Source organism: Solwaraspora sp. WMMD1047, assembly GCF_029626155.1.
GTDB lineage: Bacteria > Actinomycetota > Actinomycetes > Mycobacteriales > Micromonosporaceae > WMMD1047.
Map to the genome: position 1 here is coordinate 4,296,741 of NZ_JARUBL010000001.1, position 15,571 is coordinate 4,312,311.

Consider the following 15,571-nt stretch of genomic DNA (forward strand, 5'->3'; position numbering starts at 1 on the left):
AAGCCTTGCCGCCGGAACCGTCGGCGGCGAGGCTGAGCCCGGCGGGACTGCGGGGCCGACGCTCGTCCCCCGAGATCCCGCCGTCGGGAGGCACGGTGGACCGGTGGAGGCCGGACCGGGAGCGGCGGGGTTGTCGGATCCTGGTCGCCGCCGCCGGGTACGGCAAGACCACCGCGCTGCGCCGCCGGTTCCCACCGGATGCGGCCCGCTGGCACCGCGGGGTCGGATCCGGGCTGAGCGGGCTGGTCCGCGCGGCCGTCGACGCGGCCCATCCGGTGGTGGTCTTCGACGATCTTCCCCGGCCGCCGGCCGCTGAGATCGACGCTCTGCTGGAGACGGTCGGTGCCCTGCCCGAGCCGGTCACGGTGGTGCTGGCGGCCCGGGCACCGCTGCCGGCACCGCCGGCCCGCTGGCTCGGCCGGGGGCTCTGGACGGAACTCGGCCCGCCCGACCTGGTCCTGGCACCGGAGCAGGTCGCCGACCTGATCGGCGACGAGTACGGCCTGCGGGAGCCGGGCGTGGCGGAGCTGGTCCACGAGGCCACCGGGGGCTGGCCGGCGCTGGTCCAGCTCACCGCCGAGAGCATCCGGCTGGACGGGCGGGCGCCCGGCCCGTTGGCGGCGGCCGTGGCCAGACCCGGCGGGCCGCTGGCCCGGTATCTGACCGATCAGGTGCTGGCGGAGCTGCCTGAGCAGGCGGCCCGACTGCTCCGGGTGGCCGGCGGGCTCTCGCCGGTGACGGCCGGTCTGTGCCGGGCGCTCGGCCATCCCGACGCCGACCGGACCGTCGACACGCTGCGCCGCACCGGCCTGCTCACCCAGGCCGGATCGGTGGTCATCCCGAACGGACCGGCGCCGGCCGAACGGGTGGTGCCGGTCGTCGCGGAGGTGGTCCGGCAGTGCGCGGCCGAGGTTTCTCGGCAGCCGACCGCGGACCGTCGCGGTCGCCGCGAACGACGGGCGCAGGAAACCGTCGCGCCCGCCGCGCCGGACTGCCGTGCTCCGGCGGCCGACGAGACCGCCCGGGTCGCCGCCGCCTGGTACGACCGGCACGGACCGGCGCTGTCCGCAGCCCTGGCCTACCGGCAGGCCGACGACCTGCCGAACTGCGCAAGGGTGCTCACCGAGCGGGGCGCCGAGATGATCGCCGCCGGCCGGGCCGAGCCGGTCGCGGAGCTGCTCGCCACGCTGCCCGCGCCGCTGATGACCCGACCGCTGCGGCTGCTGCACGGCGACGCGCTGCGCACCCTTGGCGACCTGCCGGGGGCCGAACACGCCTACCGGGCCGCCGCCGCGGCGCAACCGCCGCCGGGCACCGGCCCGGGCGCAGCCGGCCCAGCCCATGGCGACGGCGACGGCGACGGCGACGGGGCCGGGGCCGGTCACGGCGACGGCAGCGGCCATGGCGACGAGAGCGGCACCGGCCACAGCGATGGTGACGGGACCGGCGGGCCGGCCTGGGACGCGGGGTTGGCCTGGCGGGTCGGGCGGATCGCGTACCAGCGGGGCGACGCGCGGGCGGCGCTGGCCGCGTTCGGGCGGGCCGCGGGCGGGTCGGCCGCACCGCTCGACGCGGCCCTGCTGCAGGTCTGGACCGCGCACGCCCACCTGCTCGCGGGCGACACCGGCACGGCGATCGGGTACGCCCGGCGGGCGGCGGCCATCGCCGCCGACGCCGGGCTCGACAACGCGCTCGCCACCGCCCACCTCTCCGTCGCGCTCTGCCTCGGCGTCGCGGGCGACGCCGCCGGCGCCGAGGAGTACTACGCGCTCGCGCTGCCGATCGCCGAGCGGACCGCCGACGTCCTGCTGCTCGCCCGCATCCACACCAACCGGACCTACCACCTGATCCGCACCGCCCGGTACGCGCCCGCGCTGGAGACGGCCCGGCAGTCCGCCCGGTACGCGGCGGCCGCCGGCTCCCCCAGCCTGTCGGCGATCGCGACCTGCAACGAGGCCGACGCGCTGGCGATGCTGGGCCGCTACGACGAAGCGGTCCGCCGGTACGAGGCGGCCCTGACCCGCTACCAGCGCAAGGGCTCCCGCCGGTTCGCCGCCGCGCTGCTGGGTCTCGGCGAGGTGCACCGCCGGCGGGGCTGGCAGGAGCAGGCCCGGGCCGCGTACGAGGAGGCGGTGCGGGTCGCCGAGCAGACCGGCAACGTGCACGTCCTGGTCCCGGCGCTGGCCGGTCTGGCGCTGGCCAGCCTGCCCGACGACCCGAAGGCGGCGGCCGGGCACGCGGAGCAGGCCAGCCGGCACGCCGCCGACGACATCGCCGCGCCGGCCGTGGTGGCGCAGGGCTGGGTCGCGCTGCACGACGCCGATCCGGGTACGGCCACCGAGCTGGCGGCCCGGGCCGCCCGGCTGGCCCGGACCCACCACGACCGGGCCGGGCTGGCGGAGGCGCTGGAGCTTCGGGCGGCGGCGGACGACGGCCCCGACCGACGGCGTGCCCTGCTCGGTGAGGCCCGGGCGATCTGGACGGAGGCGGGCGCGACGGTGGAGGCGGCCCGGCTCACGGTCGCGCTCGGCCGGCTGCCCGACGCCGGCACCGACGCCCGACTCGACGGGCTGCTCGCCGCCGAACGGCTCACGGCGGCCGGCGCCGTCGTGGACCGGGCCGCCAGCGTGTGCGCCGCGCCGGGCGGCACCGGCGGGACGGCCGCCGAGGTGGCGGTTCGCGCGCTCGGCCGGTTCGAGGTGATCGTCGGCGGCCGACCGGTGCCCGCCTCGCAGTGGCAGTCCCGCAAGGCCCGGGATCTGGTGCGGATTCTGGTGGCGCGGCGCGGCCGGCCGGTGCCGCGCGGGGAACTGTGTGACCTGCTCTGGCCGGAGGATCCGCCGGAGCGCACCGGTCACCGGCTCTCGGTGCTGCTGTCGATCATTCGGGGGGTGCTGGATCCGGCCAAGGTGTTCAGCCCCGACCACTTCCTCGTCGCGGACCAGTCCAGTATCGCGTTGGAGGTGGCCCGGGTCCGGGTGGACGTCGAGGAGTTCCTGGCCCAGGTCGCCCACGGCCGCCGGTTGCTGGACCGGGGTGCGGTGCCGGAGGCGGCGGCGGTGCTGGCCGCCGCCGACCGGGGGGATGTGGCGGAGGCGTTCGCCGACGAGCCGTACGCCGACTGGTCGGTCCCGCTGCGGGAGGAGACCCGGGCCGCGTACCTGGCGATGCTGCGGATGCTGGCCCAGACCCGGCGGATGTCGGCCGGGCCGGGGGCGGCCGTCGGTTATCTGCTCCGGTTGCTGGAGCAGGACCCCTACGACGAGCCGGCGCACCGGGCGCTGGTGCGCGCCCTGGTGGCCGGCGGGCAGCACGGCGAGGCCCGCCGGGCGTTCCGCCGGTACGAGGCGGCGATGCGGGAGATCGGCGTCCGGCCACCGACCCAGGTGCTGCTGCAACCAGCCCACCGCGACCCGGCCTCCCGCTGAGCGCGAGGGGTCCGGCGCATCCGAACACACCGGACCCCACGATCATGACGATTCAGTGGAAGGTGCCGCCCTCGGTGGCTTCGACGGTCAGGGTCGGACCGGCGTCGGCTGCCGCACCACGGCCGACGGCGGCGGGGTCGACAGTCGCCGGGGCCGCGGCGGGGTCGGGTCCCGGCGGTTGGGTCGCCAGGACCGCCCGGGCGCTCGCCGTGTCGGTGTCGGGGTCGGGCACCAGGGCGTTGATGAAGACGGTCGGTGGCCCGTCGACCGCCGCCGCGACGCCGTACAGCCGTCGGTCCGGATCGGTGCCGGTCACCGCGACCACCTTGGGCCAGGTGCCGTCGAGCGTGACCGTCTCGGACCGGGTGCTGACCGGGTCGTCGCCGTGGGGCAGGAAGTACAGGCAGACGCCGAAGGCGGTGACGCTTGTCGGCATGCCCACCCCGGTCGCCCGTACCTGGAGTCGCCGCAGGTCCGGCCCGAACTCGACGCCGCCCAGGTAGGAGGATTCGGCCCAGCCGGTCAGCCGGAATCCGGCCCCGAGCAGCAGGCTGTCCGCCGGGCACTCGACCGTGGCCTCCCGGCTGTGCACGGCCACGCTCTCCTCCCGCTTCACCGGCCGGTCCACCTCGTCGCAGACCGCGTACGCCCGCACCGACCACGGCTGCTGGTAGCCGGCCCGGGCGGTCGCGGTGACGGTCACCGACCTCAGGGTGTCGTCCGGGATCACTCCGGTCAGCACCACCCGGCCGGTGCCGTCGTCGATGATCAGTCCGCCCGCGCCCAGCACCCGCCCCCTGCCCGGGCACTGTACGGTCACGCCCTTGCTGACGGCTCCGTTGTGGTCGCTGGTCTCCTCGGACCGCCTCGGATCGCCCAGGGCGTACGCCGCTGTGGCCGGCGGTCCGACGAGCCCGCCGGCGACCCCCAGGGCCACCGCCACGGTGCCGGCGATCACCCGCCGCCTCATTCCGATGCCGCGCATCTGTTGCCCCCCTCTACCGGCGGACGCCTCGCATCCGCTGTGTTTCGTCCGTCGGGTCGATCCTCCGCGTGGACGTCACGGTGGCGTCATGGTGGCGGGCCGCCCGGCCGTGATCGGACCGTGAGGCCGCCGTGACGGTCCGGCCCACCCTCGACTCAGGACGCCCGGAACCGCCGGGTGGACACGAGGAGGAATCATGAGACGCGTCTTCCTGCTCATCTCGGGGCTGCTGGTGCTGGCCCTGGCCGGGGCGGTCGGGCCGGGTCCGGCCAGCGCCCGGCCGATCACCGCCAACCTGCAGGCCGAGGAGGACCTGATGATCAGCGCGCCCGGCCAGGGGCTCGCCAACTGCCAGGGCGGCGTTCAGGAGTCCAACATCGTCCGGACCAACGATCTGCCGACGAATCTCGCCGAGAACGCCGGCTTCGCGCTGCTACCCGGTTCGGTGATCAGCTTCGTCACCCCGGCGAACGACCCCGACCAGATCAAGGTCAGCTTCTTCGCCGAGGCCCGGCTGCTGGGCGCGCCGGTGAACGCGGTACCGACCGACTTCCTGCAGATCCGGATCATGCTGGACGGCGTAGAGATGGATCCGCCCAACGACCTCGCGTTCACCACCGACCTCGGGCACGCCAACGCCACCCAGGCGTGCAAGCGGATCGCCGGCAACGACGTCGCGGTGGTGCACACCGTCCGGGTCGAGTGGCTGCTTGTCGACCAGGGCGCGAACAACGCCCTCACCGGCACCCTGGACGACTGGTCGCTGGAGGTGGAGATCAGCGATTGACCGGACCGTCCGTCACCGGCCGGGTTGGGGTGGATCACCCCGACCCGGCCGGCACCGCGAGCGCATCGGCCGGCACGGGGGGCGCGTCGGCCGACACGTTCGCATCGGGAAGCGCCCGGGGCGGTCGGGCCGGTCGAGCCGCAGCCGGGGTCGGTGTTCCGGGGACGAGGTCCGGCAACCGCGCGGGCAGGTCCTCGAACCGCAGCGCCTCGCCTCGGGCCTGGGCCGCGTACCGGTCCCGGTCGGGGAGCACCTCGGCCAGCCGGGCGCGGGCCGCGTCCCGGGCCGGTCGCTCGCGCGGCGGCACCGGGGCGCCGATGGAGACCCTAATCGCGTCGGCCGCCCCGAGCAGCTCGGCCGCCGCCGCCGGGTCCGCTCCGTCGACGAGCACCGCCGCCAACGCCTCCAGGACGCTGGCCGCCCGCCACCGGTCCCCCACCGCACAGTGGATTTCCAGGCTGCCGCGAAGCGCGCCGACGGCGGTTCCCGGCGCGCCGTCGCACTGTTCGACCAGGCCGAGGATGTTCAACGCCCAGGCCACGCCCTCGTCGAAGTCGAGCCGCCGGAACCGGTCCAGCGCGTCGCCGGCCAGCCAACGTGCCCGGGCCGGCTCGTCCCGGTAGAACGCCACCGCCGCCTGGTGGACCCGGGCCGAGGCGATCCCCTCCGGGTCGTCGGCGCGGCGGTACCAGGTGGCCGCCCGGTCGAGCAGGTCGTCGGCCCGGTCCAGGTCACCGGTGAGCCAGTGGGTGAAGCCGGCGAGCTGCGCGGTGAGCGCCGACCCCGCCTCGTCGCCGGCCTCGGCGAAGGCCGTCATCGCCGCGGCGTAGCGGTCGCTGGACCGGTCGTACTCGCCGCGTTCGCGGGCGATCGAACCGAGCAGCCGCAGCGTCCGGGCCGCACCACGCCGGTCGACCAGTTCCCGGTACGCGGCCAGCGCCCGCTCGCCGTACCCGCTGGCCACCGGGTAGTCGCAGGCGAAGAAGGCCAACCGGGCCGCGCCGGTCAGGGCGTCGGCCAGTTCGGGTGCCGGCGGGCCGGCGTACCGGCCGATCGCGTCGCCCAACCAGCGGCGGCCCTCGGCGTACCGGCCCCGCAGATGGCAGTAGCGGGCCAGCGCGGCGGCGAACCGCAGCTCCTCGGAGCCGGGCCGGTGGGCCGCGAACCAGGCGAGCGCGGTACGCAGGTTGTCGTGTTCGACGGCGAGCCGGTCCAGCAACCGTTCCAGCGACGGGCCGTGCAGGTCCCGGTCCACCTCCCGGGTCAGCTCGGCGTAGTGGACCGCGTGGTCGCGCCGGGCGGTCGCCTCCTCGGCGGGGTCGTCGGCGAGCCGCTCGGCGGCGTACTGCCGCAGGGTCTCCAGCAGCCGGTAGCGGGCCCCGGCCGGCCGCCGTTCCATCACCACCAGGGATCTGCCGACCAGCCCGGCCAGGCTCTCCACCGGCGACTCGGCGTCGTCGGCCCAGACGGCCCGGACCGCCGGCAGGGTGAACCCGCCGACGAAGACGGCGAGCCGGCGGAACCGGGACCTGGCCGCCGGGCCGAGCAGCCCGTAGGACCAGGCCATGGTGTCGCGCAGTGCCCGGTGCCGGGCCGGCCGGCCGCCGGCACGCAGCAGCTCGGGGTCGCGGATCCGGGCGGCGATCTCCGGCACGGTCAGCACCCCGGTCCGGGCGGCGGCCAGTTCGATGGCGAGCGGCAGCCCGTCGAGCCCGGCGCAGATCGCCGCCAGCGCGGGCGCGTCGGCGTCGGTCAGGTCCCGCACCGCCGCCACGGCGGCCCGCTCCAGGAACAGCCGCACGGAGTCGTACCGGGTCAGTTCCGCCAGGGAGCCGGGTTGCCGGTCTCCCCGGCGGCGGTCCCCGGCCGTGGGTGGGACCGGTAGCGGTCGCACCGGCCACTCCACCTCACCGGGTACGCCGAGCGCCTGCCGGCCGGTGGCCAGCACCCGCAGCCCCGGGCAGCGCCCGAGCAGCGTCTCGACCAGCGCGGCGCCGGCATCCGCCAGGTGTTCGCAGTTGTCCAGCACCAGTAGCGTCTCCACCGGCCGCAGCCGCCGCAGGAGCGTGTCGGCCGGGTCGGCCCCGGCCCGGACCGGCACGCCGAGGGTGGTGGCGACGGCGGCCGGCAGCGAATCCGGTTCGGTCACCGGGGTCAGGTCGACGAACCGGACGCCGTCGGGGTACCGGGTGGCGAGCCGCTCGGCGACGGCGATCGCGATCCGGGTCTTGCCGGCGCCGCCCAGCCCGGTGAGGGTGACCAGCCGGCGGTCGGCGAGCAGCCCGGACAGCTCGGCGAGCTCCCGCTGGCGCCCGATAAGCGCGGTGATCGGCACCGGCACCGGCGCGACCGGATCACCCTCCCCGACCGTCTGGCCCTGCGCCAACGAGGCGAACTCCGGTGGACCGGACTGCGAGCCGAACTCCGCCGAACCGGACCGCCACGAGCCGGACCGCGACGGACCGAACCCCGACGGACCGAACTCCGACGGACCGAACTCCGACGGACCGAACTCCGACGGGACGGACTGCGGCTGGCCGGCGGCCGGTCGGGTGGTGGGCGGGGCTGGCGGGGCCAGCGCGGCGGCGAGTCGACCGTGGTCGCCGCGCAGGATCGCCTGCTCCAGGCCGCGCAGCGTCCGACCCGGCTCCACGCCGAGCTCCGACACCAGCGCGGCCCGCGCCCGCCGGTAGGCGTCCAGCGCGTCGCCCTGCCGGCCGCACCGGTACTGGGCGATCATCAACAGCTCCCACGGCCGCTCCCGCAGCGGGTGCCGGGCGGTCATGGCCGCCAGGTCCGCGACCACCGAGCCGTGCCGGCCCCGGCCCAGTTCGGCGGTGTAGTACTCCTCCGCCACCTGCAGCCGGGCCGCCTCCAGCCGGGTCGCCTCGGCGCGCACCCACTCGCCGACCGGGCAGTCCGAAAGCGGGTCGCCCCGCCACAGCCGCAGCGCCTCGCCGAGCAGGGCGGCGGCCTGGTCGGCGGAGCCGGCCGCCAGCGCCGCCCGGCCGCGCCGGCTCAGCTCCTCGAACCGGTACGCGTCGACGTGCCCGGCGTCGGTGCGCAGCGCGTACCCGGGTGCCCGGGTGCCGATCAGCTCGCGCCGGCCCACCGCGCCGAGCGCCCGGCGCAGGTAGGCGACGTGGGCGTGCAGGGTCTTCACGGCGGTGGCCGGAGGGTGGTCGCCCCAGAGGCCGTCGATCAGGGCCGGTACCGCGACGATCGCCGGGGTGCGCAGCGCGAGCAGCCCGAACAGGGCCCGCTGGCGGGGGCCGCCGAGCGGGACCGGCCGCACACCCGATGCGCACCGGATCAGCAGCTCGACCGGACCGAGCACCCGGACGTCCACCGTGCTGGCGGCGACCGCATCCGCCTGGACCGCCGTGGTCGTGCCCGACTGCGCCAACTCTCGTGCCACCTCCCGCGGGTACGGGAAGCAGAGCACGGACTGTCGACGGCCGGCAAGGCAGCCGTCGACAGTCCGACGAAGCCTAGGTGGCGGCGTCGCCGCCCTCGCAGCCGGTGACCCGGCCGCCGTCCGTGCCCACCAGGCAGAGGTCGCGGTCCTTGCCGCCGATCAGGGTGTCGTAGCCGGCTTCGCCGGAGAGCCGGTCGGCGCCGGCCAGACCGTGGATCTCGTCGTCACCCGCCCCGCCGACCAACCGGTTCGGGCCGGCGTTGCCGACCAGCAGGTCGTCCCCGGCACCGCCGATCACGTTCTCCACGGTGCTGTCGATGGTGTCCCCCTCGCCGGCCTCACCGTCGTCGCCGACGACGCCGTCCGGGTCGGCGCGCACCGGCCGGCGGCGGTCGGCGTAGCTGACCGTGTCGGTGCCGGCCCAGTCCAGCAGCACGTCCGAGCCGGGACCGCCGTCGAGCAGGTCGTCGCTCCAGCCACCGGTCAGCTTGTCGTTCCCGGACCCACCGAACAGCGCCATCGGCACTGTGTTGAGGGTCGGCGTCTTGGGTGGGACGGCCGCCGCTGCCCGGTGCCCGGCCGCGGTCGGTGCCGGCTTCTCGCGTACGCCGAGCGTGTCGTCGCCGTCCAGGGTGGTGGCCTGGACGGTGGTCACTCCGACGCAGCTCACCTCGTGTGCGGAGGTTGCCTGCGCGCAGCCGGGGCCGGGCACGACCGGTGCCGCGTGGTCCCGAACGTGCCAGCGCAGGGTCACGACGTGGAAGAAGAACTCGACCTGGTTGTCGACCCCCGGCCCGGCCGTGAAGAGCAGCTCGCCGTCGACCACCTCGGCGGTTCCCGGCGCCGCCGCCGCGTACGCCGGGGCCGCCGCGAGGCCCTGTCCTCCGGCGGCCGCCAACGCGGCGGCGACCCCGACGGCGATCCGGCGCAGACCTGAAGGCATGACTCCCCCTCCTCGGTGAGGCGGGTGCCCGCGCACCCGTGGCCCTCAGTTGACCGGCCGCCGGTTGTGGTTCGGTTGTGGGGGCACCCCGGCGTTCCGGGGTGCCCCCGGGTGGACCCGGCTCAGGGGGCGTGCAGGACGTTCACGTTCAATGTGGTCTCGGCGGCGCGGATGCCCTGGTAGAGGCTGTCGCATTCGCTGTAGCCGGCGACCTGGAGGCCGTAGGCGACGTGCTTGGCGTACATGGGGGCGCCGCTGTCGCCCTTGACGCCGCAGAACGAGCCCCGGCCGAGCTTCTTGACCGTCACCCCGCCGTAGGTGGCGGTGACGTTCAACTGGGTGACGTAGCCGCAGTCGCTGCGCCCGTAGTAGGCGCCGGTGGTGCAGATCCGCATGCCGAGCACGCTCGTCTTGTCGGACCTGATGGGGTAGGTCGAGTTGGCGGTGGTGTCCGGCCCGTTGGTGACGAGCACCCAGGGCTGCGGGTTCCAGCCGGGCACGTTGTTGATCCGCAGGATCGCCATGTCCCCGCCGCTGTGCCACCACCAGGTCCAGACCGGCCCGATCACGTGCTCGCTGTTGTCGGTGAACCGGGTCGACCAGTTGGTGTAGTTCTGGTAGGCGCAGTGTCCGGCGGTGAACTGGTACAGCTTGGCGTCCACCTTGCTCCTGGCGATGAACGCCCCGGTGCAGCCGGCGTTCGGGTGGGTGATCCGGATGCCGCCGCGCAGCGGCGGGTCGCAGTACGGGTAGGCGCACGCCCGCGGGGTGGCGTCGCCGATTGAGTCGGCGAGGACGAGCATCCCGGCCAGCCGCTTGCGGGCGTCGGCGACCAGCGCCCGCTGCCCCTCGGTGAGCCGCGACGGCGGCGGCACCTGCAGCTCGACGGCGTTCAGGTCGGTGCGGACGCCGGCGGTCAGGGTGGCCGGGGCGTCGGCGTTCACCTTCTCCAGTCCGTCGGCGAGCCAGTCGTTCGCCTCGTCGAGCCGGGCCAGCGGGTGGCGGACGGTGCCGACGTCGTACCCCTGCACGAGGCCGACGGACTCGGCGGTCCGCTCGACGATCTCGGCGATCTCCCTGGTCACCTCGCCGGCCACGCCGACCCGGACCCGGTCGCCGCGGTCGGTGGCGATCCACACCCCGCCGAACCGGTCGGTGAGCTTGCCTGCCAGCCGTTCGGCGAGGTCGGGGGCGAGTTGCTGCCAGCCGAGCCGGCGCTCGGCCTCGGCGGGGGTGATACCGCGTTCCTTGGCGAACGCCAGGGTCTCGCCGTCGTAGTCGTCCGCCGCGACCGCCGCCGGCCCGGTGGGGGTCGCCAGCGCGGCCGGCGCCACGGCCGGAGTGAGCAGCAGTACGGCCACCGCCGCCAGCGCGGTGGCGGAAATCGTTCGTCGACGCATCTCGGTCCTCCATCGGTCGGGACGGGTGTCCCACCGGTTCTAGGCGGCACCGGTTGCGGCCCGACTGTGCTCCGGTTGTGCTCCGGTTGTGGCCCGGTTGTCCGGCGCGGTCCGGCCGGGAACGAAACACTTCGGCAACAGTCGATGCGTCGAGCGGCAACGCGCCGATTACAGAATCGGGGCCTCATGATCGTTCGATCCGGGGAGGCATCCGTGCCCGAGGCTCTTCCGGCGGTCAGCCGGCGGCGGTTCCTGCAGTCGGTCGGCATCTCAGGTGGTGCCGGCGCGCTCTTCGCCACCATGGGGGCGCTCGGCCTGGCGCCGGCCGCCGGGGCGGCGGCGCCGCCGTTCCGCGCCCCGCAGCGCTCCGACTTCAGCCTGACCGGCCGATCGGCGAAGCGGGTGGTGATCCTCGGCGGCGGGGTGGCGGGGCTGGCCACCGCGTACGAGTTGGGCAAGGCCGGCTACGACTGCACGGTGCTGGAGGCGCGGGCGGTCGCCGGCGGGCGGAACCTGACGGTGCGCGGCGGCACGGTCGAGACCGATCTGGACGGCCACACCCAGCGGGCCGACTTCTCCGACGGGACCTATTTCAACGCCGGTCCGGCGCGGATCGCGCAGTGGATGGTCACCCTGGACTACTGCCGCGAGCTGGGTGTGCCGATCGAGGTGTTCACCAACGCGAACGCGAACGCGCTGATCTACAACGAGGCGGCCGGGATGACGCCGGGTTCCCCGGTGCGCTACCGCACCGCCAAGGCGGACGTCTACGGGTACGTGTCGGAGCTGCTGGCGAAGGCGACCGACCAGGGTGCGCTGGACGCGGCGCTGACCGCCGACGACAAGGCCCGGCTGCTGTCGTTCCTGCAGAGCTTCGGTGCGATCGGCGGGCGGACCGCCGGGTGGGCGTACACCGGCACCAGCCGGCGCGGCTACGCCAGCGACCCGGGCGCCGGCAACGACGCCGGCACCCCGCTCGGGGCGCCGCCGCCGCTGGCCGACGTCTTCGCCAGCAACGTCGGTCGCTACTTCAGCTTCGAGCTCGGGTACGACCAGGCGATGCTGATGTTCCAGCCGGTCGGCGGGATGGACCGCATTCCGCAGGCGCTGAAGCGGGCGATCGGCGGCGGTCGGGTCAAGCTGGGCGCCGAGGTGACCGCCGTGACGAACCTGGCCGCCGGGGTGGCCGTCACCTACCGGCACAACGGCCGGCTCAAGCAGATCGAGGCGGACTTCTGCGTGGCGACGCTGCCGCCGTACCTGCTGGCCCGGATCCCGCACAACCTGGGCGCCGGGGTGCAGTCGGCGCTGGGCAGCTTCCCGGCGTCGGCCGCCGGCAAGATCGGCCTGGAGTACCGGAGCCGGTGGTGGGAGCGGGACCTGCGGATCTACGGCGGGATCACGGAGACCGACCTGGACCTGGCGCACGTCTGGTACCCGTCGCACGACTTCCACGCCGAGCGCGGCCTGATCGTCGGCTACTACAACACCGGCGCCTCGGCGCGGGCGTACGCGGCGCTGGCCCCGGCGGAGCGGGAGGCGCGGGCGGTGATGCAGGGCGTGAAGATCCACGGCGACAAGTACCGCACCGAGTTGGCGTCGTCGTTCTCGATCGCCTGGCAGCGCACCCCCTATGTGGAGGGCGCCTGGGTCTCCGCCCCGTACGGCACCCCGGGCTACGACCTGCTGCTGGAGCCGGCCGGCAACGTCTACTTCGCCGGCGACTGGCTGAGCCACTCGGTGGCCTGGCAGCACGGCGCCTTCGTCTCCGCCCGCACCGCGGTCACCGCCCTCCACGAACGCGTGATGGCCACCTGACGGATCACACCGTGATCAACAGATGAGAAGTCCCGCCCCGACCCCATTTCCCCGGCACTTTTCATCATCCGATCTGACCGTCTCCGCGCCCCCCTGCTACCCGACTCCCGGCGCCTGGCTGCGCTGATTGCTGCTTACCGGTCAGGCACTTCATCGCCGACGACACCAACCTGCCGGACGACGTGGTGGAGGACCGGCAGCAACTCGCCGGCTTCGCCGCAGGAGCTCGAAATCCATCTCCCCCACCACGGACAATGGAGACATGGACACCGTCGCTGAGCTGACCCTCATCCGACACGGGGAGAGCCTGGCGAACGTCGCCTTCGCCGAGGCACGCGCGCGAGGGCTGAGCGATCATGGTCTGACCGGGCGGGATGCCGACATCGAGCTGTCGTCGCTGGGATGGAAGCAGGCCGCCCGACTCGGTCACTGGCTCGCCGCGCTGCCGGATCACCGCCGGCCCGAGGTCGTCGTCTGCTCCCCGTACGTCCGCGCTCGACAGACCTGGTTACGCGCGGCGGAAACCGCGGCGCAGTCGGGTGTCGACCACCCAACCGCCGCCGTCGATCACCGCCTCTGCGACCGGCTCATGGGCGACTTGGAGCTACTGACCCCTGCCATGATCGCTCAACGGTTTCCCGCGGAGTCAGCCCTGCTCTCGGCCGAAGGCGAGTTCTCCTACCGGCCTCCCGGTGGCGAGTCGTTCGGCGACATCGCGGGACGGCTGGCGGCCGTGCTGACGGACCTGAACGCCCAGCACGCGGGCCGGCGCGTCCTGCTGGTGGCCCACGACGCCGTGATCGTGGTGATGCGCCACCTCATCGAAGGCCTGAGTTTCGACGAGATCGCCGTCATCGTCGCGGCGGCTCCGGTGGCGAACACATCGATCACCCGGTACGACGGCACCGATGGCGGTCTCACGCTGATGGAGTTCGCCGTGACCCCACATTTCGCGTCAGGAGAGGTCGAGCATGCCTTCGTCGGCAGGTGACGAGTCTGGGCTGGGAGCCTCAACCCGTCGCCGATGACTCCGGAGCAGGTCCACGATCACCAAGTCACCCGCGATTTGATCCCTTGACGGACTCGACGAAGGATCGCCACGACGCCGACCCGAAGGTCAGCGCCCCCCGTCACGGTCCTTCGTATCACGAACGAGCACCCTGCCGGTGAGATTGTCGGCCACCTCCACGCAAGCACCACCGTTCGCATTGCTCCGGCCAGACTTGCGCCAGTGCGGGTCATCGCTGCTCATGGAGGCTCACCAGCTTCAAGATCAGGTCCCGCGACTGGTCGCGGGGCAGGGCGATTCCGGTTATAGCCTGCCACGCCGGATCGAGCGCACCAACCTGGGCCGACGCCGTAGTGACCCTGCCCTCCAACTGATCGTCGATGTACGCTGCGCGCTGGCCGTTCTCCAGATCCGCCAGGATGAAGCTCCCCGACTGGCCAAGGTAGAGCCCTGCGGTCTCGGGAACCACCTGAACTATCACCGTTCCGCGCTGGCCAATCTCGACCAGGTGCAGCAACTGTTCTGACATCACCGCAGGGTGTCCCCGACGCAGGGCCGCCTCATCGATCGTGAACTGCAAGACCGGAATGTTCTCCCGGTCGAATACTGCGCCTGCCGGCCCATCCGGGTCGCGGTGTAGCCGTCGGACTGGGCGCGGGTCAGAAGTCCGCTGCCCAGAATCATCTCTGCGTAGCGCTTCGTCTGGAGAAGACCGGGAATCAGGCTCGTCTCATGCCAGCGCAGCGCCAACGCGTCGCGTTCGACGTCCGGCCAATCCCGGAACCAGTTCGGCTGCTGCTGTCGCTGATGCTCACGGTCCTCATGGGCCGCCGCCGAAAGCTTGCGGATCGTGTCACCGCTGCCGAGGAACCGATCGAGCGCGCCGGCGGTGTCATCCTGCGGAATCAGGCGGCCCTGTTCGAAGGACGCGATCAACGACTTCGAGACGTTCAAGGCACGCGCTACGGCTTGCTGCGACATTCGCCGCTCGACCCGAAGTCTCTTGAGTGTCGCTACGAGTATCTACCGGGTACCGACGCCCCTCATCTTCCGCCTGAACCGCTCATGAGTCCAGGGTGGATCGCATCCGCGATCGATTTTCCAACGCGGGCGCAGACATGAACGTTCACAACTCGAATGGAGGTCTCAGGATGGAGACCGGAGAAAATGACGGCCTGCCATACACACCGGACGACGATCGGCGGCTCGGCGACGCGATCCAGCGGGCGTACGCCCGGGATGCCGCAGCGGCGGAGCGACGCATCCGGCGGTTGGAGCGGGAAGCGGCCGAGGAGGACGAGCGGTGACCTGGGGGACGCCCCGGCAGTGGCGCTCGATCGGCGGGTGGCCGCCGCGAAAGCGAAAGGCGCCAACCGAACCCGGCGGTGATTCGAGCACGGAGGTGCCGGCGGACGAGGCGCACCGGTTCCGGATGCCGCCGTTCCCGACCGGCACCTTCTCCGAGCCGACCGACCGCGAACACCCACCCGACCGCGAACACCCACCCGACCGCCAGCACCCACCCAACCGCCGGCACCCGGACGATGCTGCGGAGCCGGCTGACCGGACGCGCCAGGCCGGGCTGCCGCTCGACGTCCAGATCGACGCCTTCCGGATGCTGCTCGTCCGACACGTCCCGGCGGCCGACGGGCGGTGCGTGTGCGGCCGGACGCTGGGCGAGGAGACGGGGCTGTGCTACTACGGCCGGCAGGCGCAGACCGCCCTGATGCGCCTCACCGAGCCCGACCCCTGACCACCCGCCTGGTGGCGCGCCTGTCCCCTC

At 74.0% G+C, this 15,571-nt stretch carries 12 protein-coding genes and 1 pseudogene; 6 read left to right on the forward strand and 7 right to left on the reverse strand.

The window, feature by feature from the left end:
* Positions 1-95 precede the first annotated feature (95 nt).
* On the forward strand, positions 96-3,428 hold the full coding sequence (locus O7627_RS19540) for a BTAD domain-containing putative transcriptional regulator (RefSeq protein ID WP_278094963.1): 3,333 nt from the start codon (positions 96-98) through the stop codon (positions 3,426-3,428).
* Between the two features lie 52 nt (positions 3,429-3,480).
* Here the strand turns inward: O7627_RS19540 and O7627_RS19545 are convergent, their stop codons facing one another.
* Positions 3,481-4,413: a hypothetical protein gene (locus O7627_RS19545; protein ID WP_278094964.1), complete on the reverse strand. Its 933-nt coding sequence runs from the start codon at positions 4,411-4,413 to the stop codon at positions 3,481-3,483.
* Positions 4,414-4,609: 196 nt separating this feature from the next.
* On the opposite strand from O7627_RS19545, the gene O7627_RS19550 reads away from it, so the two are divergent.
* On the forward strand, positions 4,610-5,200 hold the full coding sequence (locus O7627_RS19550) for a hypothetical protein (RefSeq protein WP_278094965.1): 591 nt from the start codon (positions 4,610-4,612) through the stop codon (positions 5,198-5,200).
* 34 nt (positions 5,201-5,234) lie between these two features.
* Here the strand turns inward: O7627_RS19550 and O7627_RS19555 are convergent, their stop codons facing one another.
* From O7627_RS19555 to O7627_RS19565, 3 genes are all read right to left on the reverse strand, one after another.
* Complete coding sequence (locus O7627_RS19555) at positions 5,235-8,618, reverse strand: BTAD domain-containing putative transcriptional regulator (RefSeq protein WP_278094966.1); 3,384 nt, start codon at positions 8,616-8,618, stop codon at positions 5,235-5,237.
* 73 nt (positions 8,619-8,691) lie between these two features.
* Positions 8,692-9,561, reverse strand: coding sequence for a calcium-binding protein (locus tag O7627_RS19560; RefSeq protein WP_278094967.1), 870 nt, complete (start codon positions 9,559-9,561; stop codon positions 8,692-8,694).
* Between the two features lie 122 nt (positions 9,562-9,683).
* Positions 9,684-10,961, reverse strand: coding sequence for a hypothetical protein (locus O7627_RS19565; RefSeq protein ID WP_278094968.1), 1,278 nt, complete (start codon positions 10,959-10,961; stop codon positions 9,684-9,686).
* A 213-nt stretch (positions 10,962-11,174) separates the two neighbouring features.
* Here O7627_RS19565 and O7627_RS19570 point away from each other — a divergent pair, with 213 nt between their 5' ends.
* Together O7627_RS19570 and O7627_RS19575 are read left to right on the forward strand one after the other, a co-directional pair.
* On the forward strand, positions 11,175-12,779 hold the full coding sequence (locus O7627_RS19570) for an FAD-dependent oxidoreductase (protein ID WP_278094969.1): 1,605 nt from the start codon (positions 11,175-11,177) through the stop codon (positions 12,777-12,779).
* A gap of 262 nt (positions 12,780-13,041) precedes the next feature.
* Positions 13,042-13,770 carry a histidine phosphatase family protein gene (locus tag O7627_RS19575; RefSeq protein WP_278094970.1) on the forward strand — a complete coding sequence of 243 codons (729 nt, stop codon included), beginning with the start codon at positions 13,042-13,044 and terminating at the stop codon, positions 13,768-13,770.
* Between the two features lie 64 nt (positions 13,771-13,834).
* Here the strand turns inward: O7627_RS19575 and O7627_RS19580 are convergent.
* From O7627_RS19580 to O7627_RS19590, 3 genes and pseudogenes are all read right to left on the reverse strand, one after another.
* Positions 13,835-14,031 (reverse strand): annotated as a pseudogene (locus tag O7627_RS19580) (DUF397 domain-containing protein).
* A complete protein-coding gene (locus tag O7627_RS19585; RefSeq protein WP_278094971.1) occupies positions 14,018-14,368 on the reverse strand; it encodes a Scr1 family TA system antitoxin-like transcriptional regulator in 351 nt (116 codons plus the stop codon). Before O7627_RS19585 ends, O7627_RS19580 begins: the two are co-directional and overlap by 14 nt.
* The gene (locus O7627_RS19590) at positions 14,317-14,811 is read right to left on the reverse strand and encodes a Scr1 family TA system antitoxin-like transcriptional regulator (protein ID WP_278098338.1); all 495 of its coding nucleotides are present in this window, start codon (positions 14,809-14,811) and stop codon (positions 14,317-14,319) included. Before O7627_RS19590 ends, O7627_RS19585 begins: the two co-directional genes overlap by 52 nt.
* A 128-nt stretch (positions 14,812-14,939) precedes the next feature.
* Between O7627_RS19590 and O7627_RS19595 the strand changes: the two genes are divergently transcribed.
* Together O7627_RS19595 and O7627_RS19600 are read left to right on the forward strand one after the other, a co-directional pair.
* Positions 14,940-15,095, forward strand: a complete 156-nt coding sequence (locus O7627_RS19595) for a hypothetical protein (RefSeq protein ID WP_278094972.1) — start codon at positions 14,940-14,942, stop codon at positions 15,093-15,095.
* 95 nt (positions 15,096-15,190) lie between these two features.
* Entirely contained in the window at positions 15,191-15,541 is a 351-nt protein-coding gene (locus O7627_RS19600; RefSeq protein WP_278094973.1) for a hypothetical protein, read from the forward strand.
* Positions 15,542-15,571 lie beyond the last annotated feature (30 nt).

Coding starts and splice junctions, on each gene's coding strand:
- O7627_RS19545 (WP_278094964.1), bottom strand. CDS start 4,413: ATGCGCGGCATCGGAATGAGGCGGCGGGTGATCGCCGGCACCGTGGCG.
- O7627_RS19550 (WP_278094965.1), top strand. CDS start 4,610: ATGAGACGCGTCTTCCTGCTCATCTCGGGGCTGCTGGTGCTGGCCCTG.
- O7627_RS19560 (WP_278094967.1), bottom strand. CDS start 9,561: ATGCCTTCAGGTCTGCGCCGGATCGCCGTCGGGGTCGCCGCCGCGTTG.
- O7627_RS19565 (WP_278094968.1), bottom strand. CDS start 10,961: ATGCGTCGACGAACGATTTCCGCCACCGCGCTGGCGGCGGTGGCCGTA.
- O7627_RS19575 (WP_278094970.1), top strand. CDS start 13,042: ATGGACACCGTCGCTGAGCTGACCCTCATCCGACACGGGGAGAGCCTG.
- O7627_RS19595 (WP_278094972.1), top strand. CDS start 14,940: ATGGAGACCGGAGAAAATGACGGCCTGCCATACACACCGGACGACGAT.